General features: G+C 64.2%; 21 protein-coding genes and 1 tRNA gene. 2 read left to right on the top strand and 20 right to left on the bottom strand.

The window, feature by feature from the left end:
- Nucleotides 1-69: 69 nt before the first annotated feature.
- Nucleotides 70-1,617, bottom strand: a complete 1,548-nt coding sequence (locus PGP17_RS08180; protein WP_270374924.1) for an acyl-CoA carboxylase subunit beta — start codon at nucleotides 1,615-1,617, stop codon at nucleotides 70-72.
- Nucleotides 1,618-1,652: 35 nt separating this feature from the next.
- Between PGP17_RS08180 and tgt the strand changes: the two genes are divergently transcribed.
- Nucleotides 1,653-2,786, top strand: a complete 1,134-nt coding sequence (tgt, locus tag PGP17_RS08185; RefSeq protein WP_270374925.1) for a tRNA guanosine(34) transglycosylase Tgt — start codon at nucleotides 1,653-1,655, stop codon at nucleotides 2,784-2,786.
- A gap of 57 nt (nucleotides 2,787-2,843) precedes the next feature.
- Here tgt and PGP17_RS08190 read toward each other — a convergent pair whose 3' ends face one another.
- The gene (locus PGP17_RS08190; protein WP_270374926.1) at nucleotides 2,844-3,569 is read right to left on the bottom strand and encodes a PRC-barrel domain-containing protein; all 726 of its coding nucleotides are present in this window, start codon (nucleotides 3,567-3,569) and stop codon (nucleotides 2,844-2,846) included.
- A gap of 331 nt (nucleotides 3,570-3,900) precedes the next feature.
- On the opposite strand from PGP17_RS08190, the gene PGP17_RS08195 reads away from it, so the two are divergent.
- Nucleotides 3,901-3,976 (top strand) — tRNA-Lys (locus PGP17_RS08195).
- A 69-nt stretch (nucleotides 3,977-4,045) separates the two neighbouring features.
- On the opposite strand, the gene PGP17_RS08200 is transcribed toward PGP17_RS08195, so the two are convergent.
- The 18 genes from PGP17_RS08200 to PGP17_RS08285 form a co-directional block, all read right to left on the bottom strand.
- A complete protein-coding gene (locus PGP17_RS08200) occupies nucleotides 4,046-5,146 on the bottom strand; it encodes a tyrosine-type recombinase/integrase (protein ID WP_270374927.1) in 1,101 nt (366 codons plus the stop codon).
- Nucleotides 5,137-5,340 (bottom strand): hypothetical protein, encoded by a 204-nt coding sequence (locus PGP17_RS08205; protein WP_270374928.1) that lies wholly within the window; start codon nucleotides 5,338-5,340, stop codon nucleotides 5,137-5,139. Before PGP17_RS08205 ends, PGP17_RS08200 begins: the two co-directional genes overlap by 10 nt.
- Before the next feature lie 85 nt (nucleotides 5,341-5,425).
- Nucleotides 5,426-5,989: a hypothetical protein gene (locus PGP17_RS08210; RefSeq protein ID WP_270374929.1), complete on the bottom strand. Its 564-nt coding sequence runs from the start codon at nucleotides 5,987-5,989 to the stop codon at nucleotides 5,426-5,428.
- Nucleotides 5,986-6,351 carry a hypothetical protein gene (locus PGP17_RS08215; protein WP_270374930.1) on the bottom strand — a complete coding sequence of 122 codons (366 nt, stop codon included), beginning with the start codon at nucleotides 6,349-6,351 and terminating at the stop codon, nucleotides 5,986-5,988. Before PGP17_RS08215 ends, PGP17_RS08210 begins: the two co-directional genes overlap by 4 nt.
- Entirely contained in the window at nucleotides 6,348-6,707 is a 360-nt protein-coding gene (locus tag PGP17_RS08220; RefSeq protein ID WP_270374931.1) for a hypothetical protein, read from the bottom strand. Before PGP17_RS08220 ends, PGP17_RS08215 begins: the two co-directional genes overlap by 4 nt.
- Entirely contained in the window at nucleotides 6,704-6,952 is a 249-nt protein-coding gene (locus PGP17_RS08225) for a hypothetical protein (protein WP_270374932.1), read from the bottom strand. The genes PGP17_RS08220 and PGP17_RS08225 overlap by 4 nt, the downstream gene beginning before the upstream one ends.
- Nucleotides 6,949-7,257: a hypothetical protein gene (locus tag PGP17_RS08230; protein WP_270374933.1), complete on the bottom strand. Its 309-nt coding sequence runs from the start codon at nucleotides 7,255-7,257 to the stop codon at nucleotides 6,949-6,951. The genes PGP17_RS08225 and PGP17_RS08230 overlap by 4 nt, the downstream gene beginning before the upstream one ends.
- 165 nt (nucleotides 7,258-7,422) lie before the next feature.
- Nucleotides 7,423-8,019 (bottom strand): hypothetical protein, encoded by a 597-nt coding sequence (locus tag PGP17_RS08235; protein ID WP_270374934.1) that lies wholly within the window; start codon nucleotides 8,017-8,019, stop codon nucleotides 7,423-7,425.
- Between the two features lie 62 nt (nucleotides 8,020-8,081).
- On the bottom strand, nucleotides 8,082-8,675 hold the full coding sequence (locus PGP17_RS08240; protein ID WP_270374935.1) for a J domain-containing protein: 594 nt from the start codon (nucleotides 8,673-8,675) through the stop codon (nucleotides 8,082-8,084).
- Nucleotides 8,672-8,923: a hypothetical protein gene (locus PGP17_RS08245; RefSeq protein WP_270374936.1), complete on the bottom strand. Its 252-nt coding sequence runs from the start codon at nucleotides 8,921-8,923 to the stop codon at nucleotides 8,672-8,674. Before PGP17_RS08245 ends, PGP17_RS08240 begins: the two co-directional genes overlap by 4 nt.
- The gene (locus PGP17_RS08250) at nucleotides 8,920-9,141 is read right to left on the bottom strand and encodes a phosphoglycolate phosphatase (protein ID WP_270374937.1); all 222 of its coding nucleotides are present in this window, start codon (nucleotides 9,139-9,141) and stop codon (nucleotides 8,920-8,922) included. Before PGP17_RS08250 ends, PGP17_RS08245 begins: the two co-directional genes overlap by 4 nt.
- Nucleotides 9,138-9,488 (bottom strand): hypothetical protein, encoded by a 351-nt coding sequence (locus PGP17_RS08255; RefSeq protein ID WP_270374938.1) that lies wholly within the window; start codon nucleotides 9,486-9,488, stop codon nucleotides 9,138-9,140. Before PGP17_RS08255 ends, PGP17_RS08250 begins: the two co-directional genes overlap by 4 nt.
- Nucleotides 9,485-10,507, bottom strand: coding sequence for a hypothetical protein (locus tag PGP17_RS08260; RefSeq protein ID WP_270374939.1), 1,023 nt, complete (start codon nucleotides 10,505-10,507; stop codon nucleotides 9,485-9,487). Before PGP17_RS08260 ends, PGP17_RS08255 begins: the two co-directional genes overlap by 4 nt.
- A gap of 24 nt (nucleotides 10,508-10,531) precedes the next feature.
- Nucleotides 10,532-11,521 (bottom strand): PD-(D/E)XK nuclease-like domain-containing protein, encoded by a 990-nt coding sequence (locus PGP17_RS08265; protein ID WP_270374940.1) that lies wholly within the window; start codon nucleotides 11,519-11,521, stop codon nucleotides 10,532-10,534.
- On the bottom strand, nucleotides 11,518-11,793 hold the full coding sequence (locus tag PGP17_RS08270) for a LexA family protein (protein WP_270374941.1): 276 nt from the start codon (nucleotides 11,791-11,793) through the stop codon (nucleotides 11,518-11,520). The genes PGP17_RS08265 and PGP17_RS08270 overlap by 4 nt, the downstream gene beginning before the upstream one ends.
- A 3-nt stretch (nucleotides 11,794-11,796) precedes the next feature.
- On the bottom strand, nucleotides 11,797-12,993 hold the full coding sequence (locus PGP17_RS08275; protein ID WP_270374942.1) for a hypothetical protein: 1,197 nt from the start codon (nucleotides 12,991-12,993) through the stop codon (nucleotides 11,797-11,799).
- On the bottom strand, nucleotides 12,986-13,498 hold the full coding sequence (locus PGP17_RS08280; protein ID WP_270374943.1) for a zinc-finger-containing protein: 513 nt from the start codon (nucleotides 13,496-13,498) through the stop codon (nucleotides 12,986-12,988). Before PGP17_RS08280 ends, PGP17_RS08275 begins: the two co-directional genes overlap by 8 nt.
- Nucleotides 13,495-13,911: a hypothetical protein gene (locus PGP17_RS08285; protein ID WP_270374944.1), complete on the bottom strand. Its 417-nt coding sequence runs from the start codon at nucleotides 13,909-13,911 to the stop codon at nucleotides 13,495-13,497. The genes PGP17_RS08280 and PGP17_RS08285 overlap by 4 nt, the downstream gene beginning before the upstream one ends.
- Nucleotides 13,912-13,938: the final 27 nt, after the last annotated feature.

Genomic DNA, 13,938 nt, shown 5'->3' on the forward strand with positions numbered 1-13,938 from the left:
CACATCCAATCTCCACCCGGTCCGGGGTCCGCTATGCGGACGAGGATTTCACGGGCGTGTGAAACCTGGCTAGGGCCGATACCTCGGCGCCTTCGTCCTCGGCTCCCGCAAGGGGGCGGCGAGGCTGGCGAATTCGGTCAGCTTTTCGCGGGTTTCGGCCGGATCGATGATCTCCTCGGCCCAGAAGCGCTCGGCGGTCTTGAAGGGCGAGGAGAAGCTCTTCATCTGCCGGTTAAGGTCCGCCTTCATGGTTTCAGGATCGTCCGATCCGGCCAGCGCCGCCTTGAAGGCGGCCTCCACCCCGCCTTCCAGCGGCAGCGAGCCCCAGTCGCCGGACGGCCAGGCATAGCGGTAGCGGAAGCGGGTATGGTCCATCATCGCCGCGCCGGCGACGCCGAACGCCTTGCGGATGACGATGGTGCACCAGGGCACGCTCGCCTGGTAGATGGCCGACAGGGCGCGCGCGCCATGGCGCAGCGTGCCGGCGCGCTCGGCGCGGGTGCCGATCACGAAGCCGGGCACGTCGACCAGATGGACGACCGGCAGGCGGAAGGTTTCGGCCAGATCGACAAAGCGGGTGATCTTCTGCGCGGCTTCCGCCGTCCAGCCGCCGCCATAGACTTTCGGATTGCTGGCGAGCACGGCGACGGGCCAGCCGTCGAGGCGCGCAAAGGCGGTGATGACCGACTGACCGAAATTGCGGCCCATCTCGAACAGGGAGCCCTGGTCGGTCACGCTGCGCAGAATCTGGTGCATGTCATAGGCGTATCTCTTGTCGCGCGGGACGATGTCGCTGAGCGCGGGATCGCGCCGGCCCGGATCGTCGCCCGTCTCGCGCCGTGGCGGCAGGTCGTGGATCGAGTTGGGCAGGTAGGAGAGGAACCATTTCGCCGCCGCCATGGCGTCCGCCTCACTGGCATAGGCGTCGTCGACCGCGCCTGCGGCCAGCTGGAGGTCCGCTCCGCCCAGCTCCTCCTTGGTGACCTGCTCGCCGATGCCGGCCACGACGGGCGGGCCGGCGATGAACATTTGCGAGCTGCCCTTGACCATCACCGAATAATGGCTGGAGACAGCGCGTGCGGCGCCCAGGCCGGCAACGGGACCGAGCAGCAGGGACACCACGGGCACGCGTTCCAGATTGGCGACCACCTGGTCCCAGCCCGGATTAAAGGGGATATAGGTGGCGCCCATGTCGAGAATGGATTTGACCGAGCCGCCGCCGCCCGTGCCCTCGATCAGGCGGATGAGGGGCAGGCGCAGCTCCCCGGCCATCTTCTCGGCCTGGATCTGCTTCTCGATGATGGCGGCATCCGCCGCCCCGCCGCGCACCGTAAAGTCGTCGGCGACCACGGCAATGGTGCGTCCGTCGATCTCGCCGCGTCCGAACAGGCAGTTGGCCGGGGTGAAGTCGATGAGGTTGCCTTCATCGTCATACTCGGCGCGTCCGGTGATCGAACCGACTTCGCGAAAGCTGCCCGAATCGAGCAGGAGATCGAGGCGTTCGCGTACATTCAGCCGCCCCGCTTCGCGCTGGCGCGTGAGTTTTTCCGGCCCGCCCATGCCTTTGGCCAGCGCCTGGCGCTTGCGCAATTGCTCGATTTCGTCTTTCCAGCTCATCGACTTCTCATCTTCCGCGACACAAAGACTCGTCCATGACCCATTTTCCGTTCGAAATCGCCGCTGTCGATGGGGCTGCGCGGACCGGCCGCATCCAGACCCCGCGCGGCGATATCAGGACGCCCGCCTTCATGCCGGTCGGAACGGTCGCGACGGTCAAGGCGCTCTACCCCGAACAGGTCAGAGAGGCGGGCGCCGACATCATCCTGGGCAATACCTATCACCTCATGCTGCGTCCGGGCGCGGAGCGGGTTCACCGGCTGGGCGGCCTTCATCGCTTCATGCGCTGGAGCGGACCGATCCTGACCGATTCCGGCGGGTTTCAGGTCTGGTCCCTGTCGAAACTGCGCCAGATGAGCGAGGAGGGCGTGACCTTCAAGAGCCATATCGACGGCTCGACCCATTCGCTGACGCCCGAACGCTCCATCGAGATCCAGGCCGATCTTCTGGGCGCGGATATCTCGATGCAGCTGGACGAATGTACCGCCTTTCCGTCGCCGCGCGACGAGGCGGAACGCTCGATGGAGATGTCGCTGCGCTGGGCCAAGCGCTCCAAGGCCGCGTTCGGGGCGCGCGAGAGCCAGACTCTGTTCGGCATCGTGCAGGGCTCCACGTTTGAAGACCTGCGCCGGCGCTCGGCCGAAGGTCTGATGGAGATCGGCTTCGATGGCTATGCCATTGGCGGGCTGGCCGTGGGGGAGGGCTTCGAGGCCATGTGCGAGGTGCTCGACTTTACCACGCCGGTCCTGCCGCTCGACCGGCCGCGCTATCTGATGGGGGTGGGCAAGCCGATCGATCTGGTGGAGTCCGTGGCCCGCGGGGTCGACATGTTTGACTGCGTGATGCCCACCCGGTCGGGCCGCCACGGCCAGGCCTGGTCCGATTACGGCCCGGTCAATCTGAAGAATGCGCGCTTTGCCGAAGACGAGAGGCCTTTGAACGAGGCCATCGCGTGTCCGGCCAGCCGCGACTATTCGCGGGCCTATATCCACCATCTGGTGCGGGCCGGGGAATATCTCGGCTCGATGCTGCTGTCCTGGCACAATATCGCCTATTACGAAGACCTGATGGCGCGCATGCGCGCAGCCATTGCCGAAGGCGAGTTCGAGGCTTTCCGGCGCCGGTTCCTGGAATGCTGGCAGTCGAACGAAAAAGACCGGGCGGATTGATCCGCCCGGTCCTTGTTCTCTCGATGAGCCGGAAAACCGGCCGATCGTTCAGATTGCCTAGCGGTAGTTCGTGGCCACAGCGTTGTGGACGCGCACTTCATTACGTGCCCCGTTTTCACGGATTGCCACAATATCCTCAATCTGAACTTCGATCTCGCCCTCGAGCGCATCGTAGCCGGTTTCGGTTTCGACCAGCAGCGCAGCGACACCATCGTTGTCATTGCGCACGTCGGTAACGACACCAAGCTGGTCGCCACTGGAGAGATAGACCGTGCTGTCGGTCCAGTCTTCTACATCCCAGGCAGCCGATGCGACGTCGGTTGACCAGTCAGCCTCGACCTCCGCAGTGGTCGTGGTGCGGGTGTCGGGATGATTGGCCCGATCTTCGGTCACGGCCATTTCCCGGTCCGAAAGCCAGTAGTCCGAGACACGGCTTTCATCGAAGGTCGGCAGGGAGGCAATTTGCGTGCCCGTGTAGTCGAGCACAAGTACGGGGTTGTCGGCATCGCCCGCCCATTCGGCATCGTCGGCGTTGACGAGAATCTCGCGCCCGCCAATCTCGAGGAAACCACCGGTCTCGATGACGTAGGCATCGATCTCGGTCTGCTGCGCGTTGGCGAAGCGAACGCGTTCGACGGTGCCGAGGTCCTCGCCGTTTGCGGTATCGACGTCGGCGTCCACGTAGTCGTGGTCGTCGCTGAAGCGGGTCTCGGCGTCCTGGGCCATTGCGGCCGGTGCCAGGGCGAGGGCGAAGACGGAAGAGAGAAGAATGGAGCGTTTCATGGCGAATCTCCTGGGATTTGCTTACAGAGAAAGGCTGCTCTGGACAGTGGCGGGTCTATTGCCCCGCCGGTGTCCAATAAATTCACGGCGGGCGGTTCGTGTTCCGGAAATCTGAACTTCTGGCTTCTGCCTGGCATGAAATATTCTATTAAATATCTGAAAATAAATACAAAATATGTGCTGTTTGCAAATCGATCTTGCGACCGGCCGCACCCGCAGCGGCTCGGCCGTTGGTCCCTTTTTCACCGCTTATGAGGGCCGCTGAAACACGCTACATTCCTGCCTTGACCACCGTCAGGACCGCCGATAGGTTCCGCGCCTCCTTGAGGGAGAGCCGGTAGCTCAGCTGGTAGAGCAACTGACTTTTAATCAGTAGGTCCAGGGTTCGAACCCCTGCCGGCTCACCATTTCTTTCAAGCGGTTAGTCCAGCGCCGCTTGTATCTTTCCAACTTTCCGCCAGTGGCGATTCCAACTTTCATTCTGTTTTTGTGCTTCTGGCCGCGTCCAATTTTGCAATTCCCGACGCTGCCATCTTCGCCGATCGAGGTAGATAAACCTCCAAAATCCGGGTTGCGCTCTCCAGGCTGTGGCCCGTGACACCGCAAATTTCGGGTATTTCGGCGCCCGCTTCCCCCAGCCAGACCACACACGTTCTCCGCAGATCGCGGAACTGCAGATCCTGCCGCATCTCGGTCTTCTCACGGATGGCCCGGAAGGCATCGTTAAACGGCTTCTGCTTCCACATCCCGCCGTCCGGGCCAGGGCATACCAAGAGCCCGGTGCGTGAGGTTGCAGCCAGGGCCGCTTGGACGACCTTCGTCTGACGGACGTCGACGGTGCGTTGCCCCTTTCCCTGCCGCACCCAAAGCCTCCCGCCGTCGACTTTGGACCAGGTGAGCTTGAATATATCCGCCTGACGTTGGGCGGTGTTGGCACCGAGCAGGACTGCAAGACCCACCGATCGCATATCCATGTCGGCAGCGGTCTCGAGGAATGCGGTCAGTTCCGCTTCTTTCCAGACATGCTGGCGAGCGGGAGGAGTCTTGAACCGGAGGCCGTCCATCGGGTTTGACGCGATCACCTGCCGGCTTACCGCAAAGTTCAGCAGCTGGCGCAGCATGGTCATCATCTTGGCCGCCTTGTGCAGGCTCTCTCTTTCCAGCTCCAGCCACCAATCGTCGATTTTGGCGCCGGTGACCCCGGATAGGTGGCGCTTCGCGTTTCCTTTGGCCTCGTGAAAAGCAAGCCATTCTCGGATCAGCCATTCGTAATCGGTTGCTGTCTTCGGATGTGATGGCCAGTAGCGCGAGCGTTTGAACTCCAGCGCCACCCATTTCAGCGTCCCGTGATCGACGCCGCCGCCCTCACGCCCGGTACGCCAGTCATCCCATTGCCGGTTCAGGCGCTCGGCCTCTGCCACCGCCGCGCTGAGATCGCTGCCGAGCGGACGCGGTTGGAAGCCGGCAGCCTTCGCAGACTTCGACGGCTGCCAGTAGTAGCGACCCGATCCCTTCGGGCGCTCGATCATGTGCCGAGGTCGACGGCGGTCCATTCTGGGCCTCACGGTCAGTTCCATTCTTCCGCTTCTGCGGAGGCGTAGACCTTACGCCCGCCGGTGGCGTCCAGCCAATCGTCAATCGCCTTGCGGTCATACAGACCAAGCACCGGATGCGGAGCCGGGAAGCCCTCGGCGCGCAGCTCGGCCTCATGATCGGCCAGCCATTGTCCGCTACGGCCCATGTACGCGCCCGCCTGGGGCCGCGTGAGCATGCGCGGGGGTATGGCGACGCGGATACCCATCAGAGCGTCTCAGCGCGCATCTGGCGGGGCCAGGCGTGGATGACGCGGGCGGTGGTCATTCCGCGGCCGCCCTCATCAGCCAGTCGGTATCCCGGTCTCGCCAGCTGAGTAGTTCGACTTTGGCATGGCCGACCGGATTGATCCCTTCAGGAACATCGCAGCCGTAGTGCTCGGCGTAACGAGGGTCCATGACCGCGAACTGGACCCGGTAGCGTGTGACCTGGCGGATAAAGAGCGTGCCTGCGCGGATGTCCTTTTTCAGGCTCGGGCAATACCGGCAGCTCTCGGCCGCGCATTCGCGGTGAAGAAGAGGCTCTACCTGCATGACTGCAGGTCCCTCGGCGCCGTTAGCGCGAACCCGAGCGTGCGAGAGCGAAACCTTTGTCCGCGTCTTCAGCGGGCGTGCGCAGAGATCGCAGAGCCCGCGCGCGATGACCTCGCGCTGCCTGACCATGTGCGGCTTGCCGAACTCCGGCCGGCCTTGCCCGCGGGACTGCTCCTGACACAGGGCTTGGCGGTCGCCCGCGTGCTCGCACGGACCGACAAACATGCGTTCCTCGCCCGTCCATGAAGCCGTGTAGGGCACGGGGGTCTGTCCGTATGTGAGCAGAGCGGTCATCGTCCCACCCCCGCGAACAAGTTCCCCTGCCGGACCTCACGCTCCTCCAGCTCGTCCAGCCAGGCGCGGTGCTTGACCGTCTCCTTCGGTGCCCAGCCGAGATGCCGGCGCGCTTGCTCGATTGCCGAGTAGATCGCGTCCTCCCGGCTCGTGTCCGCGCCGAAGTCGGGATCGTGGGGGTAGTAGCCGAGAGGCCCGCCGAATCCGCCGGTCGCATGGCTGGCGTCCGCGACCGAGTACCAGCGGTCTCCGGCTCGGCCGATGCGGATTCTCACCAGGGGGAGTACACGCGGTCCCGGCAGATCGAAGGTTTCCTCCGGGTCAAGGTGCGTGATTTCGCGGTAGGGACGGCGCGCGCTCACGGGTCTAGTCTCCCTTGGCGGGGGTGGTCCGCAATGTGCTTCTGCGCACTGGCGATCACACGCTCGATAAATGGGTCAGGTTTGAAACCGGACTGAGCCGAGGGTTTTGGCGCCTCGCCCACGCAGACAAAAACCATGCCGATTTCGAAGCGCCACAAGGAAGACCCGCCGCAATTTCCACAGGTGATTTCGTCTAGCATCGGATCGCCGTCGAACGTGACCATGCGCGTGTCGGGGTATCGCTGCATCGTCTGACGGCACCACGGGCAACCCTGAGTGCCACCGTACCGGTCGAGCAGATCGGCATGCTCGCACTTCTCAATGCGGCGCTTTAGCCAGCTTCGCAGGCCCATCATCCTTCCCCCTGGTCGAGAGCGGACAGGGCCTTCACGATGCGCTCAGCCTCGTCGGGTCCGGCGGCCTTTGCCAGCACATCGAACCCGGCGCGGCTATCATCCTTGCGCTCTGAGCAAATGAAGATGCCATACTCGCCGCCGAGGTTGCGCAGGCCGAGTTCACGATACGACTTGCGCGAGAGGGCCATCCCTCGAAAGCGTTCTGTGGCGCTCTCGGCTTCGCAATAGAACTCGCCGTCATTCATGACTGGTCTCCTTCGAGAGCGGAGAGGGCGTCGAACATCTGGTCACAAAGCCAGCCGCCCTCAGCTGCGGCCTGAATGGGCGAAATGTTCTCCTCGATGTGCCGCTTGGTGGCGTCTCGAAGCGCCCGCGCAGCATCCACTACAGCCCGCAGCTTGGCGGACTTGGCTTCATGATACCGCGCCGCTTGGACTGCATCGATCCGTTCAGCCCGCAGCCGTGCGTTCTCGGCTTCAAGGGTGGTGATGTGGTCGAGGGTGTTGCGCAGCTTATTCATCGCTTCATCAAGCGAAGTGTCGGCCCCCATGAGAGAATGCATAGCTATAATGTCCATGGCCCGCTCCACATCAACACGCGGGGAGCTATCCCCGGTCTGTGAGTTAGTCATGATTTAACCTTTCAATCACGCCCGCACCTAGGGCAGCGCGGGCCAACCCAGCGAGGCCATTGGTAGTTGCACCAAGAGCAAATCCTATTCAGCATCGGCTCGCCCTTTGATTGTGGAGAGAGCTGCGGTGCTCTCGGCATATTGTCCCCAGCCTTCGGTCGCGGCCTCTCGGCAGTACGGACGGCCCGCATCTTCGCAGGCGTCCTGATAAGCTTGCATGTAGGCAAGTCGAGCACTCTCCCGCGCAGCCTCTACCAGCTCACCTGCTGGTTGGAGGGAGGAGAGGCGCTGATATAGATCGCGCTGGCAGGCGGACCGGGCTTCGTGTTCGGCATCAAAGTTCGCCTGCTCAGTCCAATCGTCTGAGCCGAGCACATACATACTGCCGTCGAGCCAACAGAAAGCGCCCCACTTGCCCAGTTCCGCGAAATGGTGCGTCGAATAGCTCCAGCCTGGCAGCCCAACCTCCGCGCGCTCGCCCTCCCACTCCAGCTCCCCCACCCCCACCCCCGGCATGAGAGCCAGACCCTCGGTATTCAAAGCTTCGGCGATCTTTTCCGCATAAGCGGGATGCGCCCTGCACGCGACCCGTCCTGTTTTCGTGTCGTGGACCTCGATTAGCTCGTCGCGGCTGGCGTGGCTCGCCGCATAGAAGCGGCTCGACTTCTCTCTCTTATCCATCGGTCTTGTCCTTTGTTGCCGTGCCGTCCATGCGCCAGACCCGCTGGCGTCAGTGCGCTTTCTCATGTCGCGGATTTCTGAGCCCTCTCCCACGCCTCTTGAAGGCGCGCGAAGGCATCCGGTGATCCGGTAGGGGTGTCAGGGTGTGCGGTCTTCGTCTTTGCCCGGTATGCCGCTCGGCAATCAGCCAGAGAGGCGCGCGGATCGACGCCTAGAACCTCGTACCAGGGTGGCGGCGCGGCCACTGCCGGACCGCTTGGCGGTGGCATCGCCTGAAACCCGGAGAATGCCGCAGCGACCATGTCGCCGGTTCCCCACCGCTCAATCCCGCGCATGGCCTCTATCGTTCTGCCGATGGCGCGGATATTGTCTCGCACCCGGTCCCATCGGTCGCAGGAAAAGCACATCTGCTTTCCCGCGTGCTCAAAGTAGACCGCCACGCCCGTATCGTCGGGCTCCGGCTGGTTGGCATAGGGCAGGCCATCGCGGCGCAGGATCACGTTTGTGGACAGCACCGGGAGACGGGCGCCCAACAGGCGAACCTGTTCCAGCATCTCGTCACGGGCGCGGGCAAAAGTCACGTCGAAACGGGACCGATGCTGGCGCTTCGTGCGCGGGCGGCCCGGTGGCCAATGGAGCGGATATGCTTCGGTCATGGCAGTGGAGCCTCCGTTCTCAGTTGGACGTCCCGCGTGAAGCGGCGGCCGTCGACGTCGGCGTAGATCTTCCGGAACCGAGGCTTTTGCGCGCTAGCGCGGGTGAAGCCTTCAAGGGTCAGGCGCTTGCGCTCTGCCGCGATGTCGCGCCCGGCGAGGAACACCCATCCGGTGTCTTCGATCAGGCTCCCGCTCGGGCCGTGATCGACCGTGCGCCGCCAAGTGTGTTCGCTGTGCCCGGCCCTCATGACGCGAGCCTCCGCGGCAAAGCATTCAGCATGTCGGACCGCACATCCGTTCGCGCCGACCGCATGGCCGGGTTGAACCCCGCCTCGACCAGATCGACCCGGACCTCGTAGCCCCGCTCGTTCCAGTAGCGCTCGATGCGCTCTCGCAGCGCCTGGGCGGCCTCGCGGGTGCAATGCTCTCGCGTGAAAGCCGTCTGTCCTGGGCGAAAGTGCATCATGCGACCTTCTCCCGGGCTGGCTGGTCGTCGAGGACCGCGTCGATGATCTCTTCGCGCGCGACGGTATCGATGATCCACATCGCCAGAGCGCCGGGGTTCACGCCGCGGGTCTCCGCAGCGGCCTCGATGAACATCAAGGTCTCCTCGCTGAGAAGGCGCTCCAGAGCCTTGGCCCGGCGTTCGCGCTGGCGAACGAGGTTCTGGCGCAGGGCCGCGACGGTCCGGGTATCGAGCCCGGTCTTGTGAGCGATCATGTCCGAGGACATGCCCTGCTCGCTGAGGGCTTTGACCGCGGCGGTGCGCGTCGGGTAGCCCATGCAAGGCTTGGCAAGGTGATGCTGGCTCATGAGGTCAGGTCTCCGGGGAAGGTTTCCTCGCCGGCGTCGTCACCGTCTCCGGTCTCGCCGGCCTCGGAGGTCTCCGCCTCGCCGGCCGCCTCCATGAGCGCGAGGGACTTGCGCGCGATCGCGTTGTCCACGGTCTTGCGCTCGTCCTGGCTCAGGGCCTTGAAGTCCTCGCTCTGGCGCAGGGACTCGCTCCATTCGGCAAGGTCGGTCGCGCTGTCGAACGCCTCGGCCTCGCCGATCATCAGGTGGGCGGGCGAGTCCGGCTCCTGGGTCTGCGAGGTGTCGTCGCGGTCTGCGTCCTCGTCCTCGTTCGCCTGGGCGGCGTTGGCGTATGGCAGCTTCGCAGGCGCAGCCTTCTTAAGGCGCTCTTCCAAGGACTCGCGCTCGCGAGCATTGATGACGCTGCCCATATCGGCGCTCTCGTCCTTTCCGACGACGCCGAGCATGATGTCGGGGAAGTATCGCCGGGCGAACGCGCGCGCCGCGTAGTACGCCAGCTGCATGTCCGGGTCAGTCTTCCAGAGGGGCGAGTTCTGCGGCTTAATCTCGCTCTTCGGTGGGCTTTCATACCGGCGCTCTACCACCCGGCCGGAACGCGTGATGATCTGGCCGATCGCCGCGCAAGTCCGGCTTTCGTCCTTGCCCTCGTACTTGTAGTTCAATGGCTCATCGAGCGGAGCGTTCGCATTGATCGCGGCGACGATCAGCTTGGCCTCGTAGGCAACCTTATCATTCACGATATAGGCGTTCTGTGCGACGCCGAACGGGTCGAAGCCCCAGCGAATAGCCTGCATTGTCACGGCGAGGCACAAGCCCGGCTTTCGCCGGAATGCGGCTGGAACCGCTTGTTCGGCCTGGCACATGAGCTTTGCGAACTCGACGGCCTCGGGCAGTGTCTCAAGGGAGATTCCCCGACGGGTGTTGCCATGCATGCGCTCGGCAATCTGGCTGGGGCGGTCTTCGCCCTCGCGCAGGTCCATTTCGTTTTCTTCGGCGACAGTCAGCGATTGGCTGGTCATAGATTTTCTCCGTGAGGGTGTGGATTAAGCGGCCTGAGAGCGCAGGCCCTCGAAGGCGCGCGAGGGCTTGGGCAAACGCCCGGACTCCTCGTCCTCCTGGTACTGCTTGGCCTGCCAGAAGGGCGCCTTCATCGCTTGCGTCGGCGGCTCGTAGGCCGGCCACTCACCGGAGGCGACGCATTGCGCGAAGGTGCGCACGCTCCTGCGGATCACCTGGCCGCCGCGATAGAGCCAGTCAAAGTCGATCTCGACGTGGTTGACCGCGTAGGGCGGTTCTTTCTCCTGGCAGATCAGAACCACGCTCAGATCGTTCAGGCTCTCGGCCGGGACAACGCCCAAGGAGACGAGGCCCTCCATGACGAGCGCGAGCTGGATATGGTAGCCGTGCTCGGCAATGGCCTTCTGCAGGTCGCGCGGGTGTGCGCTGCGGACAGTCTTGTAGTCAGCGATGAAGCCGGACTTCGGGAGAGTGTCGGGGCGGGCCTTGAGCCAGACGCCGGTCTCCTCGTCGGTCCAGACAAGCGACTTCTCGACCTCGCCCTCGAGGATCCCCGACTTGACGAGGGGGTAGGAGCGGAGCGTTTCGGCCATGGCGCGGATCGTGGCGAACTCGTCCTGCGTCAGCGGGATCGGGCCGTTCTCCACGCGCTCTTTCCACCAGTCCTGCTTTTCGCCTGCGCGCCAGGCCGGTTCCTCGCCTTTGTCCGGGCGCTCGCCGTATGCGTTTTCGTTCACATTCTTCGCGAGCTTGTAGGGCGCGACCGCAAACACTTCCTCGAAGACTTCATCCCCGAGGATCGCGGTATGTGCGGCCTTGCCCATGCGAAGCGCGGTCGTGTCGACCGGGTCGCGATGCGGGTTCATGTAGCTGTCGACCCAGAAATGCGCCGGCGTCGTGGAGTCGAGCTTGCGCAGCCCGGAGGACGAGATCGACGGGCCGACGGTGAGTTGGCCGTGATAGGTCTCCATGTCGATGCCGTCATAGATGCCGGGCTTATCGATGATGATGGTCATGACGCTTTGGCTCCTTTTTCGATTTCCCGGAGCGCCTGCGCGAGCGCGGCCTCGGGCAGGCGTTGAAGGATCTCGACCCCCTGGCGGTGCCGGTCCCGGCGTATCCACTTCTTCTCCTGCAGGGACTGGAGGGCGGCGTGGACTCCGCTCGGGGACTTCAGGCCGAGGGCGTCTCGCATTTCCACGAAGGTCGGGCAGATGGCGGTCTCATCGATCCTGTGCTGGAGGATCGCGAGGACGCTGCGCTCTCGAGGGGTCAAGGACGTTGTCATGGCTCAGAACTCGATCTTCACTGCCGGGATCGCGCCGTCAGCGATGGCGGCAACGGCGGTGGACGCGTCGGAGGGTTCGAGCCCACGCTCGACCAGAGCTGCGACCGCGCGGCCCATGACCGAATCCCGGTGCTTCTGGTCCTGAGCCCGGCGCTCTTCATCGGCCTTGGCTTTGGCGTCATCCTCCTCCTTGCGGCGGCGTTCGGCGTCGATCCTCGCGCGCTCGTCCGCGCGGGCTTTCTCCGCTGCCGCTTCCCGGTCGGCTTCTTCCTGCGCCTTGCGCTTGGCTTCGGCGTCGGCGGCCAGCACCTTGAGCTTCGCGCGCGTTTCCGCTCGCACGGCCTCGGCCTCGGCCCGCCTGGACCCGAAGGTCTCGTCGATGACGACCTTGCTCTCGAGTTCGTACTCGAGGAGGCCGATGGGCTGGGTCTGACCGTCGATCCGGCCTTCGCCGATCTCGCGCATGTGCGCGATCACCGTGTCCACCCGCCGGCTGGCTTCTGCCTCCTCGCGGGCCTTTCGCTCTTGCTCGGCCCGTGCCGCCTCTTCCTGCCGCTGGCGCTCCTCTTCCTTGCGGCGAAGTTCGGCCAGCTCCAGTGCCTCGGCCTCCGCGGTCTTGGCGCGCTGGAGGGCGGACTCGAGTACCTGCAGGGTCCGGTCGCGCAGATCGTCGGCCTGGGGCTTTCGCTTGCCGAAGATGGTCTCTTCGATCTCCAGAGCCCGGACGGTCTCGAGCCGGGTCTCCAGGTCTGCGGCGGTGAGGTCGGCGGTGATGACGCTTGCGCTCTTGAGATCGGCCTCGATCTGGTCGGCCTTGGCCTCGCGCGCCTTCTCCGCCTCTTCCCAGGCTGTGAGGGGCTCCCGGATATCGGCGGCCAGCCCTTCGAGCGTGTCGCGGATCACGCGCCGGTCGGCATCGACCGCGTTGATCTTCTCGCGCAGCTCCCGGTTCATCTCCTTGCCTGCGTCGTCAATCGCGGTCTTCGTGCGCCGGACCTTGTAGGCGGCGGCCTTGATCGTCTCCCGATCCTTGGTCGTCTCCAGGGTCTTCGGCAGGCTCTCGGCCTCGGTCTTGATCTCGACGAGCAGGTCCTTCCATGCGGCCTTGTCCTTGAGCGGCAGGGCCGGGTTGTCGAAGACCCGGGCGAGCATCGTGCCCGCGGAGGACGGCTTCTCTTTAGTCGCGGCGGCGTCAGACATGGGTTGTCTCCTTCTCGTTCTGAGCCTTGGTTTCGCGGGCCTTCGCCCACTTGCGGATTTCGGGGTAGGTGGTCTTCGAGAGCAGCCAGTAGGCGCGCCGGCAGTCCTCAAGATCGAAGCGGGCGACCTGTGCCTCATAGGCGGTCAGGCCCATGATCCAGCCTAGGAAGCGATAGATGCGGTTGCGCGCGGCCATCTGGATCGCGGTCTTCGCCTGGTCATTTTCCGGCGTGTACGCCCCGGCCTCGACCGCGCCCTTCCACAAGGGTTCGATCACTTCGGCGATCAGGGATTTGCGGGCCGCGCGGAGCTGGGCGTTTGCCGGATAGCCGACGGGGCGGCCTTCGCTGTCGGCGCCGACATAGGCCCCGCAGGGATCGCACTTGTAGGCCACGCGCTCCGCCAGATCGGGACGGTTCGGGTATATCTCCGCGCCGTTCGTCCGGCGGCTGGATTTGCGGCAGTGGATGCAGGGCGGGAGCTGGATGGTGCTGGGGGAAGTCATGACGCCACCTGCGCTTGGAGAGCGTCAAAGGCGGCGCAGAGAAGTGCTAAGGGGGCCGTGGCGTGATCAGCAGCGTACTCCGCGCCGGGAGCAAAAACGTCCGCATAATAACGCTCTTCGCTTGGAGCCCCATTTTCGCCCGGCTCATCGCTGCGCGAAACGCCCCAGCTCCACCCCGGCAGCACCCGCTCTACAAGAGCAATGGCCGCGTCGAGGGATGCGGTGTATTCGGGCGGGCAGGCTCGCGGGACGCCATCAAACCTTACCCAACCGGCGGGGACGTCCATGCAAAACACGCCATCGTATTTCCATTTCTGAACCCAACCAGTGGCTTTCGCGACAAGAGCATCTAGAAGCACACCCGGCCCCGTCGCCTTCTCCAGACTTGCGATAATATCTGCGTGATCAGTCATGACGTCAGCCTCAGAAAGATGAACAGG

It is taken from the genome of Marinicauda sp. Alg238-R41 (assembly GCF_947331485.1).
Lineage (GTDB): Bacteria > Pseudomonadota > Alphaproteobacteria > Caulobacterales > Maricaulaceae > Marinicauda > Marinicauda pacifica.